Annotated in this window: 23 protein-coding genes and 1 riboswitch; of the genes, 20 read left to right on the top strand and 3 right to left on the bottom strand. The window is 59.9% G+C overall.

What is annotated here, in order from left to right; genetic code table 11:
• The first annotated feature begins 5 nt into the window (after positions 1-5).
• Both HHJ17_RS05245 and maiA read left to right on the top strand, forming a co-directional pair.
• Positions 6-1,199 (top strand): 3-hydroxybenzoate 6-monooxygenase, encoded by a 1,194-nt coding sequence (locus HHJ17_RS05245; RefSeq protein WP_296503249.1) that lies wholly within the window; start codon positions 6-8, stop codon positions 1,197-1,199.
• Between the two features lie 14 nt (positions 1,200-1,213).
• On the top strand, positions 1,214-1,849 hold the full coding sequence (gene maiA, locus HHJ17_RS05250) for a maleylacetoacetate isomerase (protein ID WP_296505170.1): 636 nt from the start codon (positions 1,214-1,216) through the stop codon (positions 1,847-1,849).
• Between the two features lie 30 nt (positions 1,850-1,879).
• Here maiA and hrpA read toward each other — a convergent pair whose 3' ends face one another.
• Positions 1,880-5,773, bottom strand: a complete 3,894-nt coding sequence (hrpA, locus tag HHJ17_RS05255) for an ATP-dependent RNA helicase HrpA (protein WP_296505172.1) — start codon at positions 5,771-5,773, stop codon at positions 1,880-1,882.
• A gap of 67 nt (positions 5,774-5,840) precedes the next feature.
• Between hrpA and argA the strand changes: the two genes are divergently transcribed.
• Both argA and ppk2 read left to right on the top strand, forming a co-directional pair.
• A complete protein-coding gene (argA, locus tag HHJ17_RS05260; protein WP_296496697.1) occupies positions 5,841-7,190 on the top strand; it encodes an amino-acid N-acetyltransferase in 1,350 nt (449 codons plus the stop codon).
• 114 nt (positions 7,191-7,304) lie between these two features.
• Positions 7,305-8,534 carry a polyphosphate kinase 2 gene (gene ppk2, locus HHJ17_RS05265; protein ID WP_296505173.1) on the top strand — a complete coding sequence of 410 codons (1,230 nt, stop codon included), beginning with the start codon at positions 7,305-7,307 and terminating at the stop codon, positions 8,532-8,534.
• Between the two features lie 11 nt (positions 8,535-8,545).
• Here ppk2 and HHJ17_RS05270 read toward each other — a convergent pair whose 3' ends face one another.
• On the bottom strand, positions 8,546-9,064 hold the full coding sequence (locus HHJ17_RS05270) for a disulfide bond formation protein B (RefSeq protein ID WP_296502000.1): 519 nt from the start codon (positions 9,062-9,064) through the stop codon (positions 8,546-8,548).
• A 3-nt stretch (positions 9,065-9,067) separates the two neighbouring features.
• Complete coding sequence (locus tag HHJ17_RS05275) at positions 9,068-9,301, bottom strand: hypothetical protein (RefSeq protein ID WP_011464395.1); 234 nt, start codon at positions 9,299-9,301, stop codon at positions 9,068-9,070.
• Positions 9,302-9,541: 240 nt separating this feature from the next.
• Here HHJ17_RS05275 and HHJ17_RS05280 point away from each other — a divergent pair, with 240 nt between their 5' ends.
• The 16 genes from HHJ17_RS05280 to HHJ17_RS05355 all read left to right on the top strand — a co-directional run bounded on the left by HHJ17_RS05280 (position 9,542) and on the right by HHJ17_RS05355 (position 25,197).
• Positions 9,542-9,814 carry an oxidative damage protection protein gene (locus HHJ17_RS05280; RefSeq protein ID WP_114970340.1) on the top strand — a complete coding sequence of 91 codons (273 nt, stop codon included), beginning with the start codon at positions 9,542-9,544 and terminating at the stop codon, positions 9,812-9,814.
• 12 nt (positions 9,815-9,826) lie between these two features.
• Complete coding sequence (mnmC, locus tag HHJ17_RS05285) at positions 9,827-11,674, top strand: FAD-dependent 5-carboxymethylaminomethyl-2-thiouridine(34) oxidoreductase MnmC (protein ID WP_296501996.1); 1,848 nt, start codon at positions 9,827-9,829, stop codon at positions 11,672-11,674.
• 83 nt (positions 11,675-11,757) lie between these two features.
• A complete protein-coding gene (locus HHJ17_RS05290) occupies positions 11,758-12,705 on the top strand; it encodes a ribokinase (protein ID WP_296501994.1) in 948 nt (315 codons plus the stop codon).
• Positions 12,706-12,718: 13 nt separating this feature from the next.
• A complete protein-coding gene (locus HHJ17_RS05295; protein WP_296501992.1) occupies positions 12,719-13,711 on the top strand; it encodes a nucleoside hydrolase in 993 nt (330 codons plus the stop codon).
• Between the two features lie 129 nt (positions 13,712-13,840).
• Positions 13,841-14,632, top strand: a complete 792-nt coding sequence (locus HHJ17_RS05300; RefSeq protein WP_296501990.1) for a sulfite exporter TauE/SafE family protein — start codon at positions 13,841-13,843, stop codon at positions 14,630-14,632.
• A 21-nt stretch (positions 14,633-14,653) separates the two neighbouring features.
• Positions 14,654-16,471, top strand: coding sequence for a nitrite/sulfite reductase (locus tag HHJ17_RS05305; protein WP_296505175.1), 1,818 nt, complete (start codon positions 14,654-14,656; stop codon positions 16,469-16,471).
• Between the two features lie 11 nt (positions 16,472-16,482).
• Positions 16,483-16,881: a DUF934 domain-containing protein gene (locus HHJ17_RS05310; RefSeq protein WP_296505177.1), complete on the top strand. Its 399-nt coding sequence runs from the start codon at positions 16,483-16,485 to the stop codon at positions 16,879-16,881.
• Positions 16,878-17,639 carry a phosphoadenylyl-sulfate reductase gene (locus HHJ17_RS05315; protein ID WP_296505179.1) on the top strand — a complete coding sequence of 254 codons (762 nt, stop codon included), beginning with the start codon at positions 16,878-16,880 and terminating at the stop codon, positions 17,637-17,639. Before HHJ17_RS05310 ends, HHJ17_RS05315 begins: the two co-directional genes overlap by 4 nt.
• Positions 17,636-18,616, top strand: a complete 981-nt coding sequence (cysD, locus tag HHJ17_RS05320) for a sulfate adenylyltransferase subunit CysD (RefSeq protein ID WP_296501982.1) — start codon at positions 17,636-17,638, stop codon at positions 18,614-18,616. Before HHJ17_RS05315 ends, cysD begins: the two co-directional genes overlap by 4 nt.
• On the top strand, positions 18,617-20,014 hold the full coding sequence (locus tag HHJ17_RS05325) for a GTP-binding protein (protein ID WP_296501981.1): 1,398 nt from the start codon (positions 18,617-18,619) through the stop codon (positions 20,012-20,014).
• Between the two features lie 104 nt (positions 20,015-20,118).
• Positions 20,119-20,448: a ferredoxin FdxA gene (gene fdxA, locus HHJ17_RS05330; protein ID WP_296501978.1), complete on the top strand. Its 330-nt coding sequence runs from the start codon at positions 20,119-20,121 to the stop codon at positions 20,446-20,448.
• Between the two features lie 15 nt (positions 20,449-20,463).
• Positions 20,464-21,564 carry an NAD(P)/FAD-dependent oxidoreductase gene (locus tag HHJ17_RS05335; protein ID WP_296501977.1) on the top strand — a complete coding sequence of 367 codons (1,101 nt, stop codon included), beginning with the start codon at positions 20,464-20,466 and terminating at the stop codon, positions 21,562-21,564.
• A gap of 28 nt (positions 21,565-21,592) precedes the next feature.
• Positions 21,593-21,702: riboswitch (TPP riboswitch) on the top strand.
• Between the two features lie 80 nt (positions 21,703-21,782).
• Entirely contained in the window at positions 21,783-23,066 is a 1,284-nt protein-coding gene (locus tag HHJ17_RS05340; RefSeq protein ID WP_296501976.1) for a cytosine permease, read from the top strand.
• A gap of 15 nt (positions 23,067-23,081) precedes the next feature.
• Positions 23,082-24,167: an FAD-dependent oxidoreductase gene (locus HHJ17_RS05345; RefSeq protein WP_296501974.1), complete on the top strand. Its 1,086-nt coding sequence runs from the start codon at positions 23,082-23,084 to the stop codon at positions 24,165-24,167.
• 4 nt (positions 24,168-24,171) lie between these two features.
• Entirely contained in the window at positions 24,172-24,369 is a 198-nt protein-coding gene (thiS, locus tag HHJ17_RS05350) for a sulfur carrier protein ThiS (RefSeq protein WP_296502022.1), read from the top strand.
• A gap of 12 nt (positions 24,370-24,381) precedes the next feature.
• Positions 24,382-25,197, top strand: coding sequence for a thiazole synthase (locus tag HHJ17_RS05355; RefSeq protein ID WP_296505181.1), 816 nt, complete (start codon positions 24,382-24,384; stop codon positions 25,195-25,197).

A 25,197-nucleotide genomic window follows, 5' to 3' on the forward strand; every position in this document is an offset into this window, starting at 1 on the left:
AAAAAATGACCGAACAACTTCCCGTTATCGTCGCCGGCGGCGGCATCGGTGGCCTGGCCGCCGCGCTGGCATTGGTCCGGCAGGGCTTTACCGTCAAAGTGCTGGAGCAGGCGCCCGAGATTGGTGAAATCGGAGCCGGCATCCAGCTTGGCCCCAACGCCTTTCACGCTTTTGATGCCCTGGGTGTGGGCGACAAGACCCGCAGCCGCTCGGTCTTCACCGACGAGATGGTGATGCATGACGCACTCGACGAAACCCTGGTCGGGCGCATCCCGACGGGCGAAGCTTTCCGCCAGCGCTTCGGCAATCCCTATGCCGTGATCCATCGGGTCGATGTGCACCTGTCGCTGCTGGAAGGCGCGCAGGAAACCGGCAAGGTCGAGTTCCTGACCTCGACCCGGGTAGAACGCATCGAGCAAGACGCGGACAGCGTGACGGTTTATGACCAGCATGGCACGGCCCACCGTGGTGTTGCCCTGATCGGCGCCGACGGCGTGAAGTCGGTGGTGCGCCAGCACTACGTGAACGACCCGCCGCGCGTCACCGGCCACGTGGTGTACCGCTCGGTGATTGACAAAAAAGACTTTCCGCAAGACTTGCAGTGGAACGCGGCCAGCATCTGGGTCGGCCCCAACTGTCACCTGGTGCATTACCCCTTGCGCGGCGGCGAGCAGTACAACGTGGTGGTGACCTTTCATAGCCGCAAACAGGAAGAATGGGGTGTCACCGAAGGCAGCGCGGAAGAAGTGCAAAGCTACTTCCAGGGCATCTGCCCCAAAGCACGCCAACTGATCGATCTGCCCAAGCAATGGAAACGCTGGGCCACCGCCGACCGCGAGCCGATTGGCCAGTGGTCTTTTGGCCGCGCCACCTTGCTCGGCGATGCCGCGCACCCGACCACGCAATACATGGCGCAAGGCGCCTGCATGGCGCTGGAAGACGCGGTGACACTGGGTGAAGCGCTGCGCGTTTGCAACAACGACTTCGTCAAAGCCTTCGATCTGTATCAGCGTTCACGCATCACCCGCACCGCACGCATCGTGCTCTCCGGTCGCGAGATGGGCCGTATCTACCACGCCAAGGGCGTCGAGCGACTGGTGCGCAACTCCCTGTGGAAGGGCCGTACCCCCGAGCGTTTTTATGATGCGATGGAATGGTTGTACGGCTGGAATGTCGGCAACTGCCTGGCGACAGACTGACAAGGAAAGCATTTATGCAGCTCTACAATTTTTTCCGCAGCGGCACCTCGCACCGCTTGCGCATCGCACTCAACCTGAAAGGGCTTGACTACGCGTACGTGGCGGTTGACCTGCGCACTGAAGAACACCTCGGTGCCGCGTTCAAGGCACTGAATCCGCAAGGGCTGGTGCCCGCCTTGGTGAACGGCGACCTGACCCTGACACAGTCTCCCGCCATCATCGAGTGGCTGGAGGAACGCTACCCCACTTCGCCGCTTCTCCCCGCTGACCTCAATGACCGCGCCAAAGTACGGGCCATGGCGGCGCTCATCGGTTGCGACATCCATCCCATCAACAACCGCCGCATTTTGGAGTACCTGCGCAAGGTCTTGGGCTGCGATGAGGCCGCCGTTCTTGCCTGGTGCAGCACCTGGATTCAGGATGGGTTTCAGGCGCTGGAAGTCATGCTGGCTGCGGACCCACAACGCGGCAACTTCTGCTTTGGTCACAGTCCAACGCTGGCCGATGCCTATCTGGTGCCGCAGGTGGAAAGCGCACGGCGCTTTAAAGTCGACCTGACCCCGTATCCGCTCATTGTGGCCATTGACCAGGCTTGTGCCGAACTGGACGCCTTCAAACGTGCCGCCCCTGCGGCACAGCCGGACGCATAACGCTCCGGGCCTGAGCAATCAACCGTCACCTCACCCTAACTGCGCCCACGCCTTCTCCAGCCGCTTCACACTCACCGGCTGCGGCGTGCGCAGCTCTTGCGCGAAGAAGCTGACGCGCAGCTCTTCCAGCAGCCAGCGGAACTCCTGCATGCGCTCATCAACCACGCCTTTGCGCTCGGCCACCAGACGCCAGTAGCGTTGCTCCAGCGGGCGCAACTCGGCCAGACGGGCGGCGTCGCGGGCCGGGTCGGCGCGGTATTTTTCCAGCCGGGCAGTGATGGCTTTCTGGTAGCGGGCAAAGTGCTGCAACGGACCCCACGGCGAAGTGGCCAAAAAGCGTTTGGGCATCAGGCGCGCCAGTTGTTGGGCCGCATCCGTAGTGGCATCCGGCGCGTTCTTGGTGTCCTTGATTTTGCGCGCGGCAGTGGCGTATTCAGCCAGGATGATGGCGGCCAGGCGCGCCACTTCATTGGCAATCAGGGTCAGGCGCCCCCTGCCCTCGTCCACCCGGCGTTTGAAGTCGAATTCATTGGTCGGCAACGGGTCCAGCAGAAAAGCCCGGTCCAGCGCCACGGCAATGATTTGTTCTCGTAACTCTTCAATAGTGCCGCCGCCGCTGCCGTCGGCGCTTTTGCCGACTTGCATGAAGGTGACCGCCATTTTTTGCAGGTCAGGAATATTCTTTTCCAGGTACTTGAGCGCGTCCTTGATCTGCAGCGAGAACAGGCGACGCAAGCCAGCGCGGTGTTTGGCGGTGGCAACATCGGGTTCGTCAAACACCTCAATCGTAACGGCGTCACCGACATCGATCAGACCGGGATAGCCAATCAGCGTTTGGCCGCCTTTCTGGATTTCGAGCAGCTCGGGCAGCTCGCCAAAGGTCCAAGCGGTGTAGCGCTGGCCGGCGGGCGTGGCGGGATTTGCTACGTTTTTTATAGCTTCTTTCGAACTATTGACGCGGGCTACAGGCTGATTTTCCTTGAAAATTGGCAAGGCAGCGGCGTCCTTTGCCATCTTGAGTCCAGCCAACGCCTGAAAGGCGCCGCGCGCTTGCGCGCCCAATTCGGACTTCAAAGCACCCAGATTGCGCCCGGTGCCGAGCTGACGGCCATGTTCGTCCACCACGCGGAAGTTCATGAAGAAGTGCGGGCTCAGCATGTCGGCTTTGATGTCGGCGCGCACCACGTCAATGGAGGTCGCCAGGCGCACCAGTTTCAGCACCGCATCCAGCAGTGAGCCGTGGCCAAAGACCTCGGGCGCGTTCAGCGTCTCGGCCATTTTGCTGGCGGACTCCGGCAGCGGCACCAGCCGCGAGCGCGGGCGCTGGTGCAAGGTCTTGATCAGCGCCTGAATTTTGTCTTTCAGCATGCCGGGCACCAGCCATTCGCAGCGCTCTTCGTTGACCTGGTTCAGCACGAACAGCGGCACCGTCACGGTCAGGCCGTCTTTGGCATCGCCCGGTTCGTGCAGGTAGATGGCGGCGCAGTCCACGCCGCCGAGGCGGATATTTTTCGGAAAGGACTGGGTGGTGATGCCGGCCGCCTCGTGGCGCATCAACTCTTCGCGCGTCAGCAGCAAGAGCTGCGGATTTTTTTTGATTTCCTCGCGGTACCAGTTCTCAAAGCTGAAACCACTGCACACATCGGCGGGCAACTGCTGGTCGTAAAAGGCAAAGATCAACTCTTCGTCCACCAGCACGTCTTGCCGGCGCGCCTTGTGCTCCAGGTCTTCCACTTGCTTGATGAGTTTCTGGTTGGCTTCCAGAAATGGCAGTTTGGTTTCCCATTGCCCGTCCACCAAGGCTTGGCGAATGAAAATCTCACGCGCCGCCACCATGTCCACCCGGCCAAAGTTGACCCGGCGACCGCTGTAAATAACGATGCCGTAGAGCGTGGCGCGCTCCAGCGCCGTGACCTCGGCCACTTTCTTTTCCCAATGCGGATCGAGCAGTTGCTTTTTCAACAGATGGCCGGCCACCTGTTCCAGCCATTGCGGCTCGATGGCAGCAACGCCGCGGCCAAACAGTCGCGTGGTCTCCACCAGCTCGGCGGCCACAATCCAGCGGCCCGGTTTTTTGACCAGATGCGCGCCCGGATGCGGGTAAAACTTGATGCCGCGGGCGCCCAAGTACTCGCCGGAGGCGCCTTCGGTTTCCAGCTTGCAGCCGATGTTGCCCAGCAGGCCCGACAACATCGACAGGTGCAGTTGTTCGTAATTGGCGGGCAGCGTATTGAGCCGCCATTTGTGCTCGGCCACCACCGTGTGCAGCTGCGAATGAATATCACGCCATTCGCGCACGCGCCGGATATTGACGAAATTCTGTCGCAGCAGTTGTTCGTATTGGCGGTTGGACAGTTTGTGCTGCCCTTCGCCGCCTTTGCCGTCATTGATCCACTTCCACAGCCTCAAATAGCCGCTGAATTCACTTTTCTCGTCATCAAACTTGACGTGCGCCGCATCGGCCTGTTGCTGCGCTTCCATCGGCCGGTCGCGCACATCCTGCACACTCAAAGCCGAGGCTATGACCAGCACTTCGTCCAGCGCGCCGCGTTCGCGCGCCTCCAGAATCATGCGACCGACCCGCGGATCGAGCGGCAGTTTGGCCAGTTCCTGGCCCATCGGCGTCAGCTCATTGGCGTCGTCCACGGCACCGAGTTCGTTGAGCAGCTGGTAACCGTCGGCAATGGCGCGGCCGGACGGGCGTTCGATGAACGGAAAGTCCTCCACCAAACCCATGTGCAGCGACTTCATGCGCAATATCACGCCGGCCAGTGAGCTGCGCAGAATTTCGGGATCGGTAAAACGCGGTCGACCGTTGAAGTCTTTCTCGTCGTAGAGCCGGATACAAATACCGTTGGCGACCCGGCCGCAACGCCCGGCGCGCTGGTTGGCCGAACTCTGGCTGATCGGTTCCACCAGCAACTGCTCCACCTTGCTACGGAAACTGTAGCGCTTCATGCGCGCGGTACCGGCGTCTATGACGTAGCGAATGCCCGGCACGGTGAGCGAGGTTTCGGCCACGTTGGTGGCCAGGATGATGCGGCGCCCGGTGTGGCCGTCAAAAATACGGTCCTGCTCGGCTTGGCTCAAGCGCGCAAACAAAGGCAACACTTCGGCATTGCGAAATACGGGCTGGTGGCTCAAATGCTTGCGCAAATGGTCGGCCGCCTCGCGGATTTCACGCTCGCCGGGCAAGAACACCAGAATGTCGCCGCCGTTGTGCACGTCGCGCCACAACTCGTCCACGCCATCGGCAATCGCCGAATTCAGGTCATAGTCACGCGACTCTTCAAACGGCCGGTAACGTTGCTCGACCGGGAACATGCGTCCCGACACCATGATGACCGGCGCGGGCCCGCTACGTGAGGCAAAGTGATCGGCAAAACGCTGCGCATCGATGGTGGCCGAGGTCACCACGATTTTTAGATCGGGCCGACGCGGCAGGATCTGGCGCAGGTAGCCCAGCAAAAAGTCAATATTGAGCGATCGCTCATGCGCCTCGTCAATGATGATGGTGTCGTAGGCTTTGAGCAGCGGATCGGTTTGTGTTTCGGCCAGCAAAATGCCGTCCGTCATCAACTTGACCGAGGTGTCGCGGCTCAGGCGGTCCTGAAACCGCACCTTGAAGCCCACCACATCGCCCAGCGTCGTTTTCAACTCTTCGGCAATGCGCTTGGCCACGCTGCTGGCGGCGATGCGGCGCGGCTGGGTATGACCAATCAGCTTGCCCTTGCCGGGCGGGTAGTTCAGCTTGCCGCGCCCCATGGCAAGGGCGATTTTGGGCAGCTGAGTGGTTTTGCCGGACCCGGTCTCCCCGCAGACGATGATGACCTGATGCGCTTCAAGCGCGGCCATGATTTCGTCGCGTTTGCCCGACACGGGCAGGGATTCGGGAAACTCGATTTGTAAGGGCTGAACTGTCAAAGCAATAACTTCGTAGAGAATCGGAGATTATCCCAGTCCCAGCACTCTTAATTCAATCTACGTCCGCATGTCCGCAGTTTTCAACTTCACCTTTGTTCCCTGGTTCCGTTCGGTGGCGCCTTACATCCACAAATTTCGCAACCAGACTTTTGTGGTTGGCATTGCCGGCGAGGCCATTGCGGCCGGCAAGTTGCAGCACCTGGCGCAAGACCTGGCCATGATCCAGAGCATGGGGGTGAAAGTGGTGCTGGTGCACGGTTTTCGACCGCAAGTGAATGAGCAACTCAAGGCCAAGGGCCATACACCGCGTTATTCGCATGGCATGCGGATCACCGACGAAGTCGCGCTGGACTGCGCCCAGGAAGCGGCAGGCCAGCTGCGCTACGAAATTGAGGCTGCGTTCAGCCAGGGCCTGCCCAACACGCCGATGGCCGACTCCACGGTACGGGTGATTTCGGGCAATTTCATTACAGCGCGGCCGGTGGGGATTGTGGACGGTGTTGATTTTCAGCACTCCGGTTTGGTGCGCAAGGTCGATACGGCGGGCATCTTGCGCACGCTGGACTTTGGCGCCATGCTGCTGTTGTCGCCCTTTGGTTTTTCGCCGACCGGCGAAGCTTTCAACCTGACGATGGAAGAGGTGGCCACTTCAGTAGCCGTGGCGTTGCAAGCCGACAAGCTTATTTTTGTCACTGAAATACCGGGCATTCGTGTGCACCCCACCGAACCGGAACACGAAGAAAACCCAATTGATACCGAGCTGCCCCTGGCGGCGGCCGAGAAGCTGCTGGCCGAGTTGCCCGCGGCCAACCACCCGACAGACACGGCGTTTTACCTGCAGCACTGCGTCAAGGCCTGCAAACATGGGGTGGAACGCAGCCACATCATTCCCTTTGCGGTCGACGGCGCCATCCTGCTGGAGGTGTACGTGCACGATGGCATTGGCACCATGGTGGTGGACGAAAAGCTGGAAAGTCTGCGCGAAGCGACAGTGGACGACGTGGGCGGTATTCTGCAATTGATTGAACCGTTTGAGAAAGACGGCACACTGGTCAAACGCAGCCGCACCGAGATCGAACGCGATGTGGGTCTCTACACGGTGATCGAGCACGACGGCGTTATTTTTGCCTGTGCCGCACTTTATTCTTACCCGGAAGCGCGCACCGCCGAAATGGCCGCGCTTACCGTGTCGCCGCAGGTGCAAGGCCAAGGCGATGGAGAACGGGTCTTGAAACGCATTGAACAACGTGCCAGAGCCGCTGGACTGGACAGTATTTTTGTACTGACAACCCGCACCACCCACTGGTTTCTCAAACGGGGCTTCGTGCTGGTCGACCCGGAATGGCTGCCCGAGGCCCGCAAGCGCAAATACAACTGGGATCGAAAAAGCCAGGTGCTGGTGAAAAAGATCGGCTAGGACGCCAACGCAACTTCCTGCCGTGTCGATTGCCACCTGTAACTGCTTGATGTGCATCAAGATTTATCATGCTGATCAGGTACAAAATACGACTTTGACAAGCAGGAAGTGTTCATGAGCGAGAAAATTCAAGCACCGCGGGCGCCCGAAACCGTTTCGGTGCCAGTGACAACCCCCAAGGCCATTGCGCCCCAGCTAAAGGCAGCACCCCAAGCCCCTGTCAATCGCGCCAAAACGTCACCCCGCAAGTCCACCGTTGTTACGCCACGCCGTGTGGCGCAAGGCGATACCACCGGGGCAAAAACCGTCAGCGGCATTGCAAAAAAAGTAGCCAAAACCAAGCTGGATGCTGCGCAAGGCGCGCAACAGAGTGCCTTGAAAGATATCCTGAAGCAGACGGATGACAAGGTTTCTGCGCTCAAGGCCTTGCTGGCGGGCAGTTCTCCCGATGATGTAACCGCCATTCGCAATATGCTGCTGGACGACCAGAATCTGGCCAACGATAAAGTGGGCAAGCCGGACGAAGAACTCGCCGGTGACTGGCGCACAGGCGCTTACCCGTACAAGAACCTGATGTCTCGCAAACGATACGAGACACAAAAATACCAACTGCAGGTTGAATTGCTCAAGTTGCAAAATTGGGCCAAGGAAACCGGGCAACGCATCGTGATCCTGTTTGAAGGGCGCGACGCGGCTGGCAAGGGCGGCGCGATCAAGCGCTTTATGGAGCACCTGAATCCGCGCGGTGCACGCTTGGTGGCGCTGGAAAAGCCCACCGATACCGAGCGCGGTCAATGGTATTTTCAGCGCTACGTGCAGCACCTCCCCACTTCCGGTGAAATCGTCATGTTTGACCGTTCCTGGTACAACCGCGCCGGGGTGGAACGGGTAATGGGGTTTTGCAGCGAGGTGGAATACCAGGAATTCATCCGCCAGGCCCCGCTGTTTGAGCGCCAGTTGGTGAGCAGTGGCGTGCACCTGATCAAGTTCTGGTTCTCCGTCAGTAGCAAAGAGCAACGTCGTCGTTTCAAGGAACGCGAACTGCATCCCTTGAAACAATGGAAACTCAGTCCGATTGATTTGGCCTCGCTGGACAAATGGAATGACTACACCAAGGCCAAAGAAGCCATGTTTTTTGAAACCGACACGGCCGATGCACCTTGGACCGTCATCAAATCGGATTGCAAGAAACGGGCGCGCCTGAACGCCATGCGCTACGTTTTACACAAACTGCCTTATGCCAACAAGGATTTGGCCAATATTGGCACGCTGGATAACTTGCTGGTAGGCCGCGCGCATGTGGTGTATGAGCGGGGTGAACACCCAGGTAGCGCGATTTTGTAGAGCGACTGGGCTCAGCGGCGTTTGATCAATCCTAAGATCAGCGCCAGTGCCAGCACGGCAATGCCGCTGAAACACAAAAATGACCAATTGGCGATAGAGCCACCAAGGAAAGTCCAGTCGACCTTGCTGCAATCGCCACCGCCCTTGAAGATCATGGGAATGACGCGCTGCAGCGGAAAAGTCTCGATCATTCCGTAAAAGTCACGCCCACAAGACACAACTTCAGGCGGATACCATTGCAACCAGCTTTGCCGAGCCGCCACATAGGCGCCGAAACCGGCCGTAACCAGCAACAGCACAGCGCCACCAATATGGATGCCTTTTTTGTTGCTAGTCGCCGTCAAACCTGCGATCAATGCTATCAAAACAAGAGCATAGCGCTGAACGATGCACATGGGACAGGGCACCAGTCCCACTGCATGTTGCAAATACAGGCCAAACGCCAGCAAACCAAGACAAACTACGCTGAGCAGTACAAAGATGCGGCGCGCAGAGTTACCCGGCCAGCCCCGCGGAGCCTGGGAAAACATGGATTAGCCTGCGGCTGCCTCGTCCGCCGCCTTGCAGGACGGTGAACACACGGCTTGGGATTTGCCGAGAATTTTGCGCGTGACCATCTGTGAGCGAGCGCGATGCTTGCCACACAGAAAACACGACATGGTCGCGGCCCCAAACGACGTTGCCGCCGTGAAGGGTGATCCGGATACTTTGGATTTGTAACGCAGGCCGTCGGCCAACATTTTGGTTTTTGTGTCTGCTTTTGCCATAAACTACATTTTACTTCAGTGCGCACAAGCCGGTATTGATAGATGCTTACTTTGCAGCCCCGAATGCTGCCGGCGGCAAAGCTGCATGGGCGATCAACAGCATGTTCTGGGTTAAATCAATTCCCCCTTTATATTGGGCCGCACCGTAAAAATGCAAGTCCTCCCTGACCCTGCCCGCCCGACGGCCACTGAAAGCTTGCTAAAGTTACGCCCTTTATAAGAATTCGGAAAAGGCTTCAAATGGCACGCACTGTAAATTGCATCAAACTCGGTAAAGAAGCGGAAGGCCTGGACTTTCCGCCCTATCCCGGCGAACTCGGCAAGCGTATCTGGGAGAGCGTGAGCAAAGAAGCATGGGCCGCCTGGCTCAAGCATCAGACCATGCTGGTCAATGAAAACCGCCTGAATCTGGCTGACGCGCGCGCGCGCCAGTACCTGGCCCGCCAGATGGAAAACCACTTTTTTGGCTCTGGCGCCGACGCTGCCCAGGGCTACGTGCCTCCCAGCCCTTAATGTTTCTGACGCATGGTTGAACCGGCAACAGCCGTGTTGTGGCAGCAGGGGGGGTTACCGCAAGCTTGGGCTGGGCAGACGGCTTGGCGCATTCTGGACACCCATTTTTCTCTGGGTTTCAATTTTTTGAGCACCTGGCAGGCCTGGAAAAGCGACCGCTTGCGACCGCACATGCTGCACTATGTGTCGCTGACTTCAGCGCCGCCCTCGCTGGATGACTTACGGGCCTCTGCAGAGAATTTTCCCGAACTGCGGGAGTTGCTGCAAGAGCTGGCACCCCAATGGTTCGGGTTGCTGCCCGGCTTTCATCGTTTCACGCTCGACAACGGGCGGGTGTTGTTGACGCTGTGCGTGGGCGACTTGACGGCCATGCTGCGGCAACAGCAATTTAATGCCGATACGGTTTACCTGGATCCAGGTCAAGCGGCCCCGTTAGACCGCACGGCGGCTTCGACCTGGGATATCTGGGCGGTCAAAGCCTTGGCACGCTGCTGCCGCCGAGGCACGGGTCTGGTCACTGCGACCGATGCTTCTGACTTGTTGGCTAATTTGACGCAATGCGGCTTTGAGTTGCAGCCCAGCGAGACCCCGCCCCAAAGTGGTCTACTGAGCGGCCACTTCAATCCGCGCTGGACTATCAAGAACTCACGAGAACAGTCGGTGGCGCCTTCGGTGCCGGTTGAAACTTGTGCCGTTATTGGCGCCGGACTGGCGGGCGCCAGTGTTGCCGCCGCGCTGGCCAGGCGTGGCTGGCAGGTGCGGGTGCTCGACCAGGGCGACGCGCCCGCCGCCGGTGCTTCCGGACTGCCCGTGGGCTTGGTGGTGCCGCATGTCTCTGCCGACGATTGTCCGCTGTCGCGCTTGTCACGCAGTGGCGTGCGGTTGATGCTGCAGCAGGCCCGCAGCCTGCTTGAACAAGGCCAGGACTGGGAGGCCACAGGCACGCTGGAACACCGGGTCGATGGCACGCCGGGGCTCCCCGCCAACTGGCCGGTGCCGGGCCTGGACTGGTCGCAAATGACAACACCAGATAAAGCCACGCAGCAACTCGCCGACACGACATGGAATCATGGGATTGCCGCAGACGACCCGACCATCTGGCACGCCCAGGCGGCGTGGCTCAAGCCAGTCCAATTGGTGCGGGCCTGGCTGTCGCAGCCCGGCGTCACTTTTCAGGGCGGCGCCCGGGTGGCCGCCCTTCGGCAAAACGGGGATCAATGGGAACTGCTGGACGCACAGGGCCAGGTTCTCACCAGCGCCAGCCGGGTGGTTTTTGCCAATGCCAGCGGCGCGAAGCCGTTGATTGAAAGCCTGCAAACCGTCTTGCCGTCTTTGGGCATTTGCGTCCAGCAGTTGTCCGGCATGCACGGTTTACTGGGGCAGTTGTCGTGGTCCCTGCACCGAGGGGCCGCAGACGCCGCCTCCCCGCCCTTTCCGGTCAACGGGGCGGGCAGCGTGGTACCTATGGTGCCCGTTGAAGGGGGCGCCGCCTGGTTCATTGGTTCGAGCTACCAACCCGATAACAAACCAGCCCTGCCGGATGATAAAAACCACGCTGCCAACCTCGGCCGGCTGAACAAGTTAATCCCCCAATTGGGGCAGGCCTTGGCTGCACAGTTTGATGCCGGCGACATTAACGGCTGGAAAAACACCCGCTGTGTCACGGCTGACCGTCTGCCGATGGTGGGGCCCTTGTACAAAGCAGACAACCCCAGTTTGTGGATTTGTGCTGGCATGGGGTCACGCGGCATGAGCTTTTCGGTCCTGTGCGCCGAATTGCTGGCGGCCCGCTGGGGTGCCGAGCCGCTGGCGGTGGAAGCCAGTTTGGCGCAGTCTGTTTACGCCCTGCGCGGCACTTAGCTGCCCTGGCTGGATTACCGCATCATTGCGGCCAGGCGCGGTCATTCACATCGTGCCATCGTTACTCTTTTTGGGACTTCGCCATGATCCTTGTTGCCGGTTCTGCCAATCTCGACTTTGTCGTTCGCGCCCCGCACATTCCAGCGCCGGGTGAAACCGTGTTGGGACGGGATTTCAAAACATTCCCCGGCGGCAAAGGGGCCAATCAGGCGGTGGCATGCGCCCGCGCAGGTGGCGCAACCACACACATGCTGCTTGCGCTGGGCGAAGATACCTTTGCGGCTCCGCTGGAAGCCTCCCTGCATGCGGCCGGCGTGCAGATGCACCTCGTGCGCGTCAAAGACCAGGCCACCGGCACCGCCTTTATCTGCGTATCGGATGACGCAGAAAACGCCATCACGGTCGCGCCGGGCGCCAACCATGCATTGCGCGCGGCAGACTTGCCACCCTTGACGGGCTTCACCCACTTGTTGCTGCAACTCGAAATACCGCTGGAAAGCGTCATGGCGTATGCCCACACCGCCCGACAAAGCGGCGTCAAGGTGATTCTCAATGCCGCGCCGGCGCAAGCCTTGCCCCCAGAATTGCTGGCATTGCTTGATGTGCTGATCGTCAACGAGGGGGAACTGGCCGTTGTTGCCCAACATGCAGGAAGCATGGCCCAGTGTCTGGCCCGTCTCGAGGTGCCGTGCGTGGTGGTGACATTGGGGCATCGTGGCTGTTGTGCCCGCCTGGACGGTGTGTTTTCATACCAACCGGCGTTCAAAGTCACACCGATCGACAGCACCGGCGCCGGAGACACTTTCTGTGGCGTGCTGGTCGCCGCGCTCAGTCTGGGACACACCTTGCCGCAGGCCCTGCAACTGGGCAGCGCCGCAGGCGCCCTGGCCTGCACCCGGCTCGGCGCCCAGTCCAGTATTCCCAATCAGGCTGAAGTGACGGCCTTTTTAGCCACCCAGCCAAAAACTAGCGAAACCCAAAACGCAGAACTCCGGCGATTTTGTGGTTTCGACATGCCGACACAACTCTGAGCCCTCAAATTCCATGCCGACACCCCACCCCCACAAAGTTATTTACGACACCGACCCCGGCGTGGATGACGCCATGGCGCTTTACTTTGCCTTGGCGCACCCGGCGATTGACGTGCTGGGCATCACCACCACTTTTGGCAATGTCACCGTAGAGCAGGCAGCCATCAATGCCCTCTATTTGACTTCCATCGCGGGCAAAAATGTTCCGGTTACCCAAGGCGTGGCGACGCCCTGGTGCAAGCCCGCCGAAGCCCCGCCCGCCCATATTCATGGCGCCGATGGACTGGGTAACCTACCCGTGCGGCTGCCGAGCAAGGCCCAGCTTGATCCCCGGTCTTCCGCGCAATTCATCGTCGACATGGCATGCGCCCAACCGGGCGAAATCACGCTGGTGGCGGTGGGCCCGTTGGGCAACCTGAGCCTGGCGCTCAAGCTCGAACCCAAGCTGCCGCAACTGCTGCGCCAGGTCATCCTCATGGGCGGTACGATCCTGGAGTCCGGCAACGTCTCGCCGGTGGCCGAGGCCAATGTCTGGAACGACCCGCACGCCGCCGATCAGGTGTTCACTGCCGGCTGGAAGCTCACCATGGTTGGCCTGGATGTCACCCACCGCGTTATCCTGCCGGTCGCCTTGTTCAAAAAAATTGCCGCGCAACACCAGCATGTAGCCACCGACACGCTGCTTCATGCCGTTGAGTTTTACGCCCAACATTACAGCGGGCTCTATCCCCATGTGGCCGAAATTCACGGCTGTTTTGCCCATGACCTGCTGGCGTTCATTTTTTTGGTCAACCCTGAACTGTTCACCCTGGAGCACGGCCGCATCCGCGTGGCCACCGAAGGACTGGCCCAAGGCCAGACCATCATGAAGCGCAAGGACTTCATCGACTACCCGCACGCGGGCTGGGGCCAGGAGCAACCCGTCACCCAGGTCTGCATGCAGGTCCAGGCGCAAGCCTGCAATGCCGTGCTGGAGAACACCCTGATGGGATCGTGGCTGAAATGAACACAGGGCGCGAAAAAGACGGATGACAACGGGACAGTGCCACGCCGGCTCTCTATATAGCCATATTGCATATAGATCAAATAAAAATATATTTAGCAATATAACGATGCACCTTTACAGTCTGCATCCATGCATGACTTAGCGTTTATCTTTGCCGGTTTTTTTGTCGGCCTTGTCATCGGTCTCACCGGTGTCGGGGGCGGCTCGCTCATGACGCCGATCCTGATTTTCTTTTTTGGCGTCAAGCCGTATCTGGCGGTGGGCACCGACCTGCTGTTCGCCGCCTTCACCAAAATGGGCGGCACCGTCAAGCTGGCACGCGCTCACGTAGTGGATTGGCGTGTGGTGCTTCATCTGTCGGCCGGCAGCATTCCGGCCGCCCTGATCACCTTGTTTTTACTTAAACAGGTGGGGGCCGCCAGTGCCACGGTGCAAAGTCTGATGACCACCACCCTGGGTGTTGCCCTGCTGCTGACGGCGGTGGCCACTTTGTATAAGGCCCTGCGCGGCAAAGCGGCACCGACTTCGGTGGCACGCGGCCAGGAAGCCAAGGCGGCCACAGCGCGCCACTGGAGCCTGCCACTGCTGTTTGGCGCAGTCATCGGCTCTCTGGTCACGCTGACCTCTGTTGGCGCCGGGGCGATTGGTGTCACCGTGCTGATGATCTTGTACCCTCTGCTGCCCTTGCCCCGCATCGTGGCCGCCGATATTGCCTACGCCGTGCCGTTGACGCTGGTGGCGGGACTGGGCCACGCCTCGATGGGTTCCGTGGATTGGCCTTTGCTGGCCAAACTGCTGGCCGGTTCGCTGCCCGGCATCTGGGTCGGTTCGCACTTGATGTCACGCATTCCGGAACGCGTCATCCGCTCCCTTCTTTCCGTGCTGCTGGCCTATGCCGGCATCAAATTAATTGCTTTATAAATCCTTGCGGCCTAATTAACCATGTACCAATACACCGACTTCGACCGCCAGTTCGTGCGCGCCCGCGCCGATCAATACCGCGACCAGCTTGAGCGCAACTTGGCCGGCACGCTCACCGACGATGATTTCCGCCCGCTGCGCCTGCAAAACGGCTGGTATGTGCAACGCTACGCGCCGATGCTGCGCGTGGCGGTACCGTACGGCGAATTGGCCAGCAACCAGCTGCGCGTGCTGGCCAAAATCGCCCGCGACTACGACCAGCCCAGCGCCGAGGTTTACGAGAAAGCACAAAGCACCCAGGCCGGTTTCGGCACCGGCAAAATGCCCACCGGCTACGGTCACTTCACCACGCGCCAGAACGTGCAATTCAACTGGATTCCGCTGGACAAGAGCGCCGATGTGATGGACTTGCTGGCGACGGTCAACATGCACGGCATCCAGACCAGCGGCAACTGCATTCGCAACATCACCAGCGACGAGCGCGCCGGCATTGCGGCCGATGAGCTGGTCGACCCGCGCCCATTTGCCGAAATCATGCGCCAGTGGAGCACGCTGCAGCCCGAGTTCGCGTTTTTGCCGCGCAAGTTCAAGATTGCCATCTCGGGCGCGCTGGAAGACCGTGCCGCCACCCATTGGCATGACGTCGGCCTGCATGTGCAGCGCAATGCCGAGGGCGAGATTGGCTTCAAGGTGCTGGTTGGCGGCGGCATGGGCCGCACCCCGGTGATTGCCAGCACCATCCGCGACTTTTTGCCCTGGAACCAGATCCTGAATTTCCTGGAAGCCGTGGTGCGCGTTTACAACCGCTGGGGTCGTCGCGACAACATGTACAAGGCGCGCATCAAGATTCTGGTCAAGGCCGAAGGCCAGCGCTTTATTGACGAAGTGGAAGCCGAGTACCAGCAAATCCTCACACTGGACGGCGCACCGCACACCATCACGCAAGCCGAGTTGGACCGGGTTACTGCCTCATTTGTGCCGCCAGCCCTTTCTGCACCGGCGCAAGAAGCTATTAAATCAGCAGCACCCAGCTTGACTGCCGCGCAAGAGATCGACTACGCCCGCTGGCTGAAGCAGAACGTGGCTGAGCACAAAAACCCGGAGTTGCGTGCCGTTACCCTGTCGTTCAAGCGCCTGGGCTATGCCCCCGGCGACGCCACCGCCGAACAACTCGACATCGCCGCCGACCTGGCCGACCAATTCTCCGCCGGTGAGGCCCGGGTCTCGCACGACCAGAACCTGGTGTTGCCCTGGGTCCGTGCCGACCAGTTGCCCGCTTTGTGGCAAGCGGCGCGCCAAGCCGGTTTTGCCAAGTCCAACATCCGGCTGCTGACCGACATGATCGCCTGCCCCGGCGGCGACTTTTGCGCCCTGGCCAACGCCCGCTCGATCCCGATCGCCGAAGCCATCAGCGAGCGCTACCAGGACATGGACGAGCTGCACGACCTGGGTGAAATCGACCTGCACATCAGCGGTTGCATCAACTCCTGCGGCCACCACCACAGCGGCCACATTGGCATTTTGGGCGTCGACAAGGACGGCCGCGAGTGGTACCAGGTGTCGCTCGGCGGTTCCGACGGCTCCACGCTGAGCGGCACGCCCGTGGCCGGCAAGGTGATTGGGCCCTCATTTGCCGCGGCTGAAGTGCCCGACGTGGTGGAGGCCCTGCTGGACACCTACCGGGAACTGCGCCAATCCGGTGAAACCTTCATCAGCGCCGTGCGCCGTATCGGTGCGCAGCCGTTTAAAGACGCCGCCAATCGGGCGCGGTCGGAGACCGGCAATGCGGCGGCCCCGCACAACATCCACCTCAAAACCGCTGATGCATTGACTGACTGAGCCTGACGACCATGCAAACTACTCTTAAATTAATAGCTGCTCACGCCCATTCCACGGGGGCTACGGACCTAAATGTCATTGAACTGGCGAATGATGCCGATCCCCGCACGCTCAAGCTGGAAGGGATTGAGCGCATCGACCTGAATTTTCCGAAATTCACCGATGGTCGCGCCTACAGCCAGGCCTTTTTGCTGCGCCGCCGTCTCGGTTTCAAGGGTGAAATTCGCGCCACCGGCGACGTGCTGATTGACCAGCTGGTGCAAATGCAGCGCAGCGGTTTTGATGTCGCCGTGTTGCGCGCAGACCAGAACCTGGACTTTGCCCAACGCCAGTTTGACCGTTTCCAGGCGTTTTACCAAGGCGACGCGGTCACCGTGCAACCCCATTTCCTGACAGGAGTCGCCGCATGAACGCCATTGAACTGAACGCCCACGCCTCCAACGACTTTGACGCCAAGCTGGCAGAGACCACCGCCTTGCTGCAACAAGCCGCCCGTGACTATGCGCCGCTGAGTGCCGGTGGCGCCCTGCGCATCACCCAGGCCTCCAGTCTGGGGGCGGAAGATGTGGTGGTCAGCCACCTGATCAATGCCTTGCAGTTGGACATCGGCATCTTTGTGCTGGAAACCGGCATGCTGCATCCCGAAACGCTGGACTTGCTGGCCCGCTTGAAAGCCACCTCCCGCGCCCCGGTGGAGGTCTTCACGCCGGTCAACGAATCGGTGGTGCATTTCGTGGCGCGCGAAGGCAAAGACGCGATGTACAAAAGCATCGAGCTGCGCAAAGCCTGCTGCCACATTCGTAAAATGGAGCCTTTATCGCGGGCACTGGCCGGCAAGGACGCCTGGATCACCGGCCTGCGCCGCGAACAGTCGGGCGCCCGCGCCGAGGTGCCCTTGATCGACAAATCGGACGCCAGCCGCGTCAAACTCAACCCCCTGGCCAACTGGACTTGGGGCGATGTCTGGCACTTTATTGCCTTGCATAAAATTGACTACAACCCCTTGCATGACCAGTTTTACCCCAGCATCGGCTGCGCCCCCTGCACCCGGGCTGTGTCCGCGGGCGAAGACTTTCGCGCTGGCCGCTGGTGGTGGGAGAACGAGACGGCCAAAGAATGTGGCCTGCACGTGACTCAGTCCAGCCCCCTTGAGAAAGCGCCCGGATGAACGCCCGAACCCCTCCCGAACAACTTGAACCCATGACCCATACGCATCGCCCCGATCATTTAAGCAACGCGCATCTGGACGCGCTGGAGGAAGAAACCATCTTCATCCTGCGCGAAGTAGCGGCTGCGTTCGAACGCCCCACCCTGCTGTTTTCGGGTGGCAAAGACTCGCTGGTCATGCTGAAGTGCGCCGAAAAGGCCTTTGGGGGCCGGGACGGCACCTCCGGTGCTGGCCGCATTCCCTACCCGCTGCTGATGATCGACACCGGCCACAACTTCAAGGAAGTGACCGATTTCCGCGATTCACGCGCCAAGGAGCTGGGCGCGGAACTGATCGTGCGCAGTGTCGAAGACTCGATGAAACGCGGCACCGTGCGGCTGGCGCACCCCGGCGAATCGCGCAACGTGCACCAGTCAGTCACCTTGCTGGAAGCGATTGAAGAGTTTCGCTTTGACGCGCTGATTGGCGGCGCCCGCCGTGACGAAGAGAAAGCCCGCGCCAAAGAGCGCATCTTCTCGCACCGCGACAGCTTTGGTCAGTGGCAACCAAAGGCGCAGCGCCCCGAGCTGTGGACGCTGTTCAACACCCGGTTGCAACCGGGCGAACATTTCCGAGTCTTCCCGATCTCCAACTGGACCGAACTCGACGTCTGGCAATACATCGATCGCGAACAAATCGCCCTGCCCTCGCTCTACTACACGCACAAGCGTGAGGTGGTCGAGCGTAAGGGTCTGCTGGTGCCGGTGACCGAACTGACGCCGGCCAAAGAAGGTGAAAAAGTCGAATCCCGCGACGTGCGTTTTCGCACCGTGGGCGACATCACCTGCACCTGCCCGGTGGAAAGCACCGCCGCCACGGCGGCTGAGATCGTGATCGAAACGCTGGCGGCTGACGTGAGCGAACGCGGCGCCACCCGCATGGACGACAAAACCTCCGAGGCTTCGATGGAGAAGCGCAAGAAAGATGGGTACTTCTAGATGAACGCTACAACTTCTATAGCTACTCCCGTAGGTGATACGGGGGCTACAGGTCAAATTGATACAAAATCGGCACTGAAGTTCATCACCTGCGGCTCCGTCGATGATGGCAAAAGCACGCTGATTGGCCGCCTGCTGATCGACAGCCGCTCGGTGCTGCTGGACCAGTTGGCCAACGTCTCCAAAAGCGGCGAGGCCGACTTGGCGCTGTTCACCGACGGCCTCTCTGCCGAACGCGAGCAAGGCATCACCATCGACGTGGCCTACCGCTACTTCAACACGGCCGAGCGCAAGTTCATCATTGGCGATGCGCCGGGCCACGAGCAGTACACCCGCAACATGGTGACCGCCGCCTCCAGCGCCGATGCTGCCGTGGTGCTGGTCGATGCCACCAAACTGCAATGGCAAAGCACCGCGCTGGAGTTGTTGCCGCAAACCCGGCGCCATTCGCTGCTGGTAAACCTGCTGCGCGTGCCGTCCATCGTGTTTGCCGTCAACAAGCTGGACGCGCTGGAAGATGCCGCCAAGCCCGAGACCGCCGGTCGAGCGGCACTGGCCTTTGCCAACATCAGCCATGCGTTGCAGGCGTTTGCCCAAGCCGCCGGCATCAACGTGACCGCCATCGTGCCGATCTCGGCGCTCAAGGGCCACAACGTGGTCGAGCCGGCTGCCGGTTGGTGTGGCTACCAAGGCCCGAGCCTGCTGGACATTCTGGAACTGCTGCCCGCCACGCCGGCCGAAACCGAGATTCCTTTTGCCTTCCCGGTGCAGTGGGTGGAGAAATTCTCCTCGTCCAGCGACACCTCGCAAGGTCGCCGCATTTTCTGGGGCCGCGTCGCCACCGGTGGCGTACAGATCGGTCAACAAGTCTCGATCCTGCCCAGCGGCCAGACCGCCACGGTGGCCCAGGTACTGAGCGCAACGCGTCAACCCGGCCCGGTGCAAGCCGGCCACAGTGCCGGTATCGTGCTGGACCGCGAGGTCGATGTCTCGCGTGGTGACTGGTTGCTGGCCGTGGCGCCAAAGGCCGAAGCCCAAGCGGACGCCGACGAGTTTGATACCGAAGTCAAGCCCGGCATCTTCAACCCGAGCCGTGAGTTGAAAGCCACGGTCGCCTGGATGGACGACGAACCGCTGGTGGCGGGTCGCGTCTACTGGGCACTGCACGGGCACCGCTGGATCAAAGCCAAAATCAAACGCATTGTTCACAAGCTTGACATCAATACCCTGGCGGAAGAAGATGCCACCCAGTTGGATGCCAATGCCATCGGCCACGTTGAATTGACGCTGCAAGAAGCCATCGCGACCTTGCCTTACCAGCAGTCGCGCGTCCTTGGATCGTTGATTTTGGTGGACACCGCATCGCATAAAACAGCAGGTGCCGTGCTGATCAATTGACCCACCTCAATCAACACCGCTAGCCTTGAAGGTTAATTTGAACCAAAGGGATTTGGAAACCCAATAAAATCTAGGGTTTCCACCCACTCGTCGAAAACCACAAAATGACCCATACCGTTACAGAAGCCTGCATCAAATGCAAGTACACCGATTGCGTCGACGTTTGCCCCGTGGACTGCTTCCGCGAAGGCCCCAACTTTTTGACCATCGATCCCGATGAGTGCATTGACTGCGCTGTGTGCATTCCCGAGTGCCCCGTGAACGCCATCTACGCCGAAGAAGATGTGCCGGCCGACCAGCAGCACATGACCAAGCTCAATGCCGAGTTGGCCAAGTTGCCTACCTGGAAAAGCATTACCAAACGCAAAGCGCCGTTGCCGGACGCCGAAGAATGGAAAGACAAGACGGGCAAGCTCTCGATGCTTGTCAAATAAATTCCAAACAGAGTTATGGAACCTCAATTGAACCAAGAAGTGATCAACACCGCACTAGCCCACCAAGGCCCCATTGAAACCGACGCTGTCATCGTGGGCGCTGGCCCGGTGGGACTGTTCCAGGTTTTCGAACTCGGTCTGCTGGAAATCAAGGCCCACGTCATCGATTCACTCGCCCACCCCGGTGGTCAGTGCGTTGAGTTGTACCCGGACAAGCCGATTTACGACATTCCCGCCGTACCGGTCTGTACCGGCCAGGAGCTGACAGACAACCTGCTCAAGCAGATTGAGCCGTTTGGCGCCACTTTTCATTACGGCCAGGAAGTGACCGTTGTGCAAAAACAGGACGATGGCCGTTTCTTTGTTGAAACGTCAAAGGGTACCCAGTTTCTGACCAAAACCATTTTCATTGCCGCTGGCGTGGGTGCTTTCCAGCCCCGTACGCTCAAGGTTGAGGGTCTGGATGCCTTTGATGGCACGCAGCTGTTCTACAGCGTCAAAAACCCGGATGACTTTGCAGGTAAAAACCTGGTCATCGTCGGCGGTGGTGACTCGGCATTGGACTGGGCACTGGACTTTGTCAAGGAAGGCCCGCACAAGGCTGAAAGCGTGATCCTGATTCACCGCCGTGACGGCTTCAAAGCGGCCCCGGCGAACGTGGCCAAGATGCGTGAGTTGTGCGAAGCCTACGAGATGCAATTCATCGTCGGCCAAGTGACCGGCTATGACGAAAAAGACGGCAAGCTCTCTGGTGTCAAAGTCACCGGCGCCGATGGCGTAACCCGCGTTGTGCCCTTGGATGTGTTGCTGGTGTTCTTTGGCCTGAGCCCGAAACTCGGACCGATTGCCCTGTGGGGTCTGGACATTGAACGCAAACAGCTCAAGGTCGACACCGAGAAATTCTCAACCAGTGTGCCGGGCATTTTTGCGGTGGGTGATATCAACATTTACCCCGGCAAAAAGAAACTGATTTTGAGTGGTTTCCATGAATGCGCCTTGGCGGCTTTTGGCGCCATGCCCATCATCTCGCCTGAGAAAAAGGTCTTTTTGCAGTACACGACTACCAGTCCCAAACTGCACAAGGTACTGGGTGTTGATACACCCGTGTTTGACTAAGTAAAATTACAAACTGTGCTCATCTGAGCACATTCGCTAGGGGTGTTGCCCGGCTTCTTATGGAGGCCTGGCGACTGAGAAAGTCCCTTTGAACCTGATTGAGGTAATCCTCGCGCAGGGAAGCATGTCCGGTTTGGGGGCGCCGCCGAATTTTTTGGTAGCGCATCTCCCCGTCCAGATCAAGCCCACCTGCCAACTCTTTTGCTTGGAGCAAATGGATGGCACACACAAACAGTCCCAACGCCCAAAACAAGGCCTTGACGCCGGTGGCTGACTTTGAGCGGGTTTTTCGCTGGCATGAGCATGCCTCGCTCTGGTTCAGCCTGGGTGTCGGTTTGCTGGTCATGCAAATTGGCGCTTACCTTGTCCCCGCCGTGGGCAGCCGAGATGCCGTGATCGCCATCGTGCTGGGTTCGTTGCTGGGCTCTGGCCTGCTGGCCTGGACCGCCAAACTGGGGTGCGATAGCGGCCTGACCAGCGCCGGGTTGATGCACACCACCTATGGCAGCTACTTTGCACGGCTGCCGGTGCTGTTGAACATTGCGCAGCTGATCGGCTGGACCACGTTCGAGCTGGTGATCATGCGCGACGGCACCGCGGCCATCGGCAAACAGTCGTTTGGGCTGGCGCTTGACGGCCCGGGCGGCATCGCCATCACCACCCTGTTGTGGGGTGCCGTGCTGACCTTGTTGCTGGCCGGCTCCATGACGCAACTGGTGCGCAAAATCATCAGCCGCTTCGGCTTGCCACTGGTGATTGCCTCACTCTTGTGGCTCACCTGGCAATTTGGGGGGCAACTGCACACTACCGGCCTGGACGCTTTCTGGGCCAGGGAAGGTGACGGCAGCATGAGCCTGTTGTCTGCCATGGACCTGGTGATCGCGATGCCGGTGTCGTGGTTGCCGCTGGTGGCCGACTATGCCCGTCACGGCCGCTCGGGTCGCAGTGCCATGAGCGGCACCTGGCTGGGCTACGCCATGGCCAACATCTGGTGTTACGCCCTCGGTGTGATGGTGGTCAGCGTGGCGCAGCCGGATGCCAATCTGGTCAGCGCCCTGCTGCTGGCGCAAGGCGGCCTGATCGCCCTAAGCCTGATCCTTATTGATGAAATTGACAACGCTTATGGCGATGTTTATTCGGGTGCGGTGTCGGCGCACAGCATCAAGCCGTCCTGGACCATCCGGCAATGGGGGTTGGCACTGGCGGTGCTGTGCACCGGGCTGGCACTGGTGCTGCCGATGCACAGTCTGGAGCCATTTTTGCTCTTGTTGAGCTCGGTTTTTGTCCCTCTGTATGGGGTCATTCTGGGCCGATTGGGTGTCGGCCAGCCCAGCTTCGCGCCACCCCAACGCAAGATTGACCTCACGGCGGCGCTGCTGTGGCTGGGCGGCGTGGCAACCTATCACGTTATCGCCAAATGGGCGCCCCAATGGGGGGCAGCCCTGCCAACGCTTGCGCTGACTTTCACACTAGCTTGGCTCACGCGTCCCAAGCACTCGTAAAACCATCAACGGAGAATGAATATGAATATCGTTATTTTGGGCGCAGGCCTGATGGGGCGACTGCTGGCATGCCAGTTGGCGCGTGCGGGTCACAGCCTTGAATTGTTTGAGTCCGGTGGTCCCGATGCACAAACCTCGGCCGCCCGCGCGGCGGCGGCCATGTTGGCGCCATTGGCCGAATCGGCCATCACCGAGACCCCTGTGGTGCAAATGGGCATGCACGCGTTACAACGCTGGCCTGAACTGATTGCGCAACTTGATGAACCAGTCTTTTTTCAGCAGGAAGGAACGATGGTTTTGTGGCATCGGCAGGATGCGGCGGAGGCCGACCGGTTTTCACGTCTGTTGGATGCCACAACTTTGAAGCTGCCCGCCCTGCCGAAGGCGCAACGACTGGATGCCAACGGCTTGGCACAGCTTGAGCCTTCCTTGGGCGCACGCTTTGCCCAAGGTCTCTATTTGCCGGGCGAGGGGCAACTGGACAATCACCAGCTGTTGGCCGCCATGCTGCACCAGCTACAGAGTCGGGGTGCCAAGCTGCACTGGAACAGCCCACGTTCCCCCGGTGACTTTGCACCTGGCAATCCAGGGCAACCGGACTGGGTGTTTGACTGTCGCGGGCTGGGTGCACGCGAACAATGGCCCGCCCTGCGCGGGGTACGCGGTGAAGTCATCATGCTGCATGCCCCAGAGGTGAAGTTGAGCCGCCCCACCCGTCTGATCCACCCCCGCTACCCGATCTACATCGCGCCCAAAGAAAATGGCATTTTTCGAATCGGCGCCACTGAAATTGAATCCGATGACCTGTCACCGGCCAGTGTGCGCTCCACCCTGGAATTGCTGAGTGCCGCTTATTCGGTCGACAGTGGCTTTGCAGAAGCACGGATTCTGGATCTGGTGACACAATGTCGCCCTACTTTGCCGGACAACCTGCCGTCCATCCGTCGGCTCGGCGACCGCGTGCTGCAAATCAACGGGCTGTATCGTCACGGTTTTCTCATTGCACCGGCCATGCTGGATGTGGTGATGGAGCTGTTTAATCAGCAAACATCGCCACTGGCGAGTACTTTTTCTTTGACCATCCAGAATGCACAAGACTGATTCCATGCACGTCTTCATCAACCAGGTTGAACAAGAACTGCCGGTCGGGGCGACGCTGGCAGATGCGATTGCCCTGTTGCAAGCGCGGCTCCCGTTTGCGGCGGCCGTGAACCTGCAGTTCGTCCCCAACACCCAGTACACCCAAAAACTGCTCCAGCCAGACGACCGCATTGACATCATTGCGCCGGTCACTGGCGGTTAACTGCTTCATATCATGACCACTGCACCTTCCACCGTCACGTCTGTCGACCCACTGATTCTGTACGGAGAGACCTTCTCAAGCCGCCTGCTGCTGGGCACCTCCCGTTACCCGTCACCCCGTATTCTGGAAGATGCGGTGCGCAAGGCGCAACCCGCCATGCTGACCGCGTCGCTGCGCCGACAGAATGTGAGCACCAATGACAGCCCTAACCGTTTCTGGGACATGCTGCGACAGCTTGATGTGCCGGTGCTACCCAACACGGCCGGTTGTCACAGCGTTCAGGAGGTCATCACCACGGCCCAAATGGCACGCGAGGTGTTTGAAACCTCCTGGATCAAGCTGGAGCTGATTGGTGACGACTACACCTTGCAGCCTGACACGCTCAACCTGGTGGACGCAGCCAGCCGTCTGATCAAGGATGGGTTCAAGGTACTGCCCTATTGCACCGAAGATCTTGTTTTGTGCCAACGACTGGTCGATGTTGGCTGCCAGGCCATCATGCCGTGGGCGGCTCCCATCGGCACCGGCAAAGGCCCCATCAACCCCTACGCCCTGAGAACCTTGCGCGAACGACTGTCGGTTCCCATGATCGTGGATGCTGGCCTGGGATTGCCCTCGCACGCCTGCCAGGTGATGGAATGGGGTTTTGATGGGGTGTTGCTCAACACGGCGGTTGCCTTGGCGCAAGACCCGATCCGCATGGCCGGCGCTTTCGCCAGTGCGACGCAGGCAGGCCGCGACGCCTATCGGAGCGGCACCATGACCGAGCAGCACGCCGCGCAACCCAGCACCCCGGTGCTGGGCACCCCTTTTTGGCATCAGGCTTGA

It is taken from the genome of Rhodoferax sp., from assembly GCF_012927445.1.
Taxonomy (GTDB): Bacteria; Pseudomonadota; Gammaproteobacteria; order Burkholderiales; family Burkholderiaceae_C; genus Rhodoferax.

Coding starts and splice junctions, on each gene's coding strand:
- HHJ17_RS05275 (WP_011464395.1), bottom strand. CDS start 9,301: ATGGCAAAAGCAGACACAAAAACCAAAATGTTGGCCGACGGCCTGCGT.
- HHJ17_RS05335 (WP_296501977.1), top strand. CDS start 20,464: ATGGAACCTCAATTGAACCAAGAAGTGATCAACACCGCACTAGCCCAC.
- HHJ17_RS05340 (WP_296501976.1), top strand. CDS start 21,783: ATGGCACACACAAACAGTCCCAACGCCCAAAACAAGGCCTTGACGCCG.
- HHJ17_RS05315 (WP_296505179.1), top strand. CDS start 16,878: ATGAACGCCATTGAACTGAACGCCCACGCCTCCAACGACTTTGACGCC.
- HHJ17_RS05310 (WP_296505177.1), top strand. CDS start 16,483: ATGCAAACTACTCTTAAATTAATAGCTGCTCACGCCCATTCCACGGGG.
- fdxA (WP_296501978.1), top strand. CDS start 20,119: ATGACCCATACCGTTACAGAAGCCTGCATCAAATGCAAGTACACCGAT.
- HHJ17_RS05345 (WP_296501974.1), top strand. CDS start 23,082: ATGAATATGAATATCGTTATTTTGGGCGCAGGCCTGATGGGGCGACTG.
- HHJ17_RS05280 (WP_114970340.1), top strand. CDS start 9,542: ATGGCACGCACTGTAAATTGCATCAAACTCGGTAAAGAAGCGGAAGGC.
- maiA (WP_296505170.1), top strand. CDS start 1,214: ATGCAGCTCTACAATTTTTTCCGCAGCGGCACCTCGCACCGCTTGCGC.
- mnmC (WP_296501996.1), top strand. CDS start 9,827: ATGGTTGAACCGGCAACAGCCGTGTTGTGGCAGCAGGGGGGGTTACCG.
- HHJ17_RS05300 (WP_296501990.1), top strand. CDS start 13,841: ATGCATGACTTAGCGTTTATCTTTGCCGGTTTTTTTGTCGGCCTTGTC.
- HHJ17_RS05305 (WP_296505175.1), top strand. CDS start 14,654: ATGTACCAATACACCGACTTCGACCGCCAGTTCGTGCGCGCCCGCGCC.
- ppk2 (WP_296505173.1), top strand. CDS start 7,305: ATGAGCGAGAAAATTCAAGCACCGCGGGCGCCCGAAACCGTTTCGGTG.
- HHJ17_RS05245 (WP_296503249.1), top strand. CDS start 6: ATGACCGAACAACTTCCCGTTATCGTCGCCGGCGGCGGCATCGGTGGC.
- HHJ17_RS05295 (WP_296501992.1), top strand. CDS start 12,719: ATGCCGACACCCCACCCCCACAAAGTTATTTACGACACCGACCCCGGC.
- thiS (WP_296502022.1), top strand. CDS start 24,172: ATGCACGTCTTCATCAACCAGGTTGAACAAGAACTGCCGGTCGGGGCG.
- HHJ17_RS05290 (WP_296501994.1), top strand. CDS start 11,758: ATGATCCTTGTTGCCGGTTCTGCCAATCTCGACTTTGTCGTTCGCGCC.
- HHJ17_RS05270 (WP_296502000.1), bottom strand. CDS start 9,064: ATGTTTTCCCAGGCTCCGCGGGGCTGGCCGGGTAACTCTGCGCGCCGC.
- HHJ17_RS05325 (WP_296501981.1), top strand. CDS start 18,617: ATGAACGCTACAACTTCTATAGCTACTCCCGTAGGTGATACGGGGGCT.
- cysD (WP_296501982.1), top strand. CDS start 17,636: ATGAACGCCCGAACCCCTCCCGAACAACTTGAACCCATGACCCATACG.
- HHJ17_RS05355 (WP_296505181.1), top strand. CDS start 24,382: ATGACCACTGCACCTTCCACCGTCACGTCTGTCGACCCACTGATTCTG.
- argA (WP_296496697.1), top strand. CDS start 5,841: ATGTCCGCAGTTTTCAACTTCACCTTTGTTCCCTGGTTCCGTTCGGTG.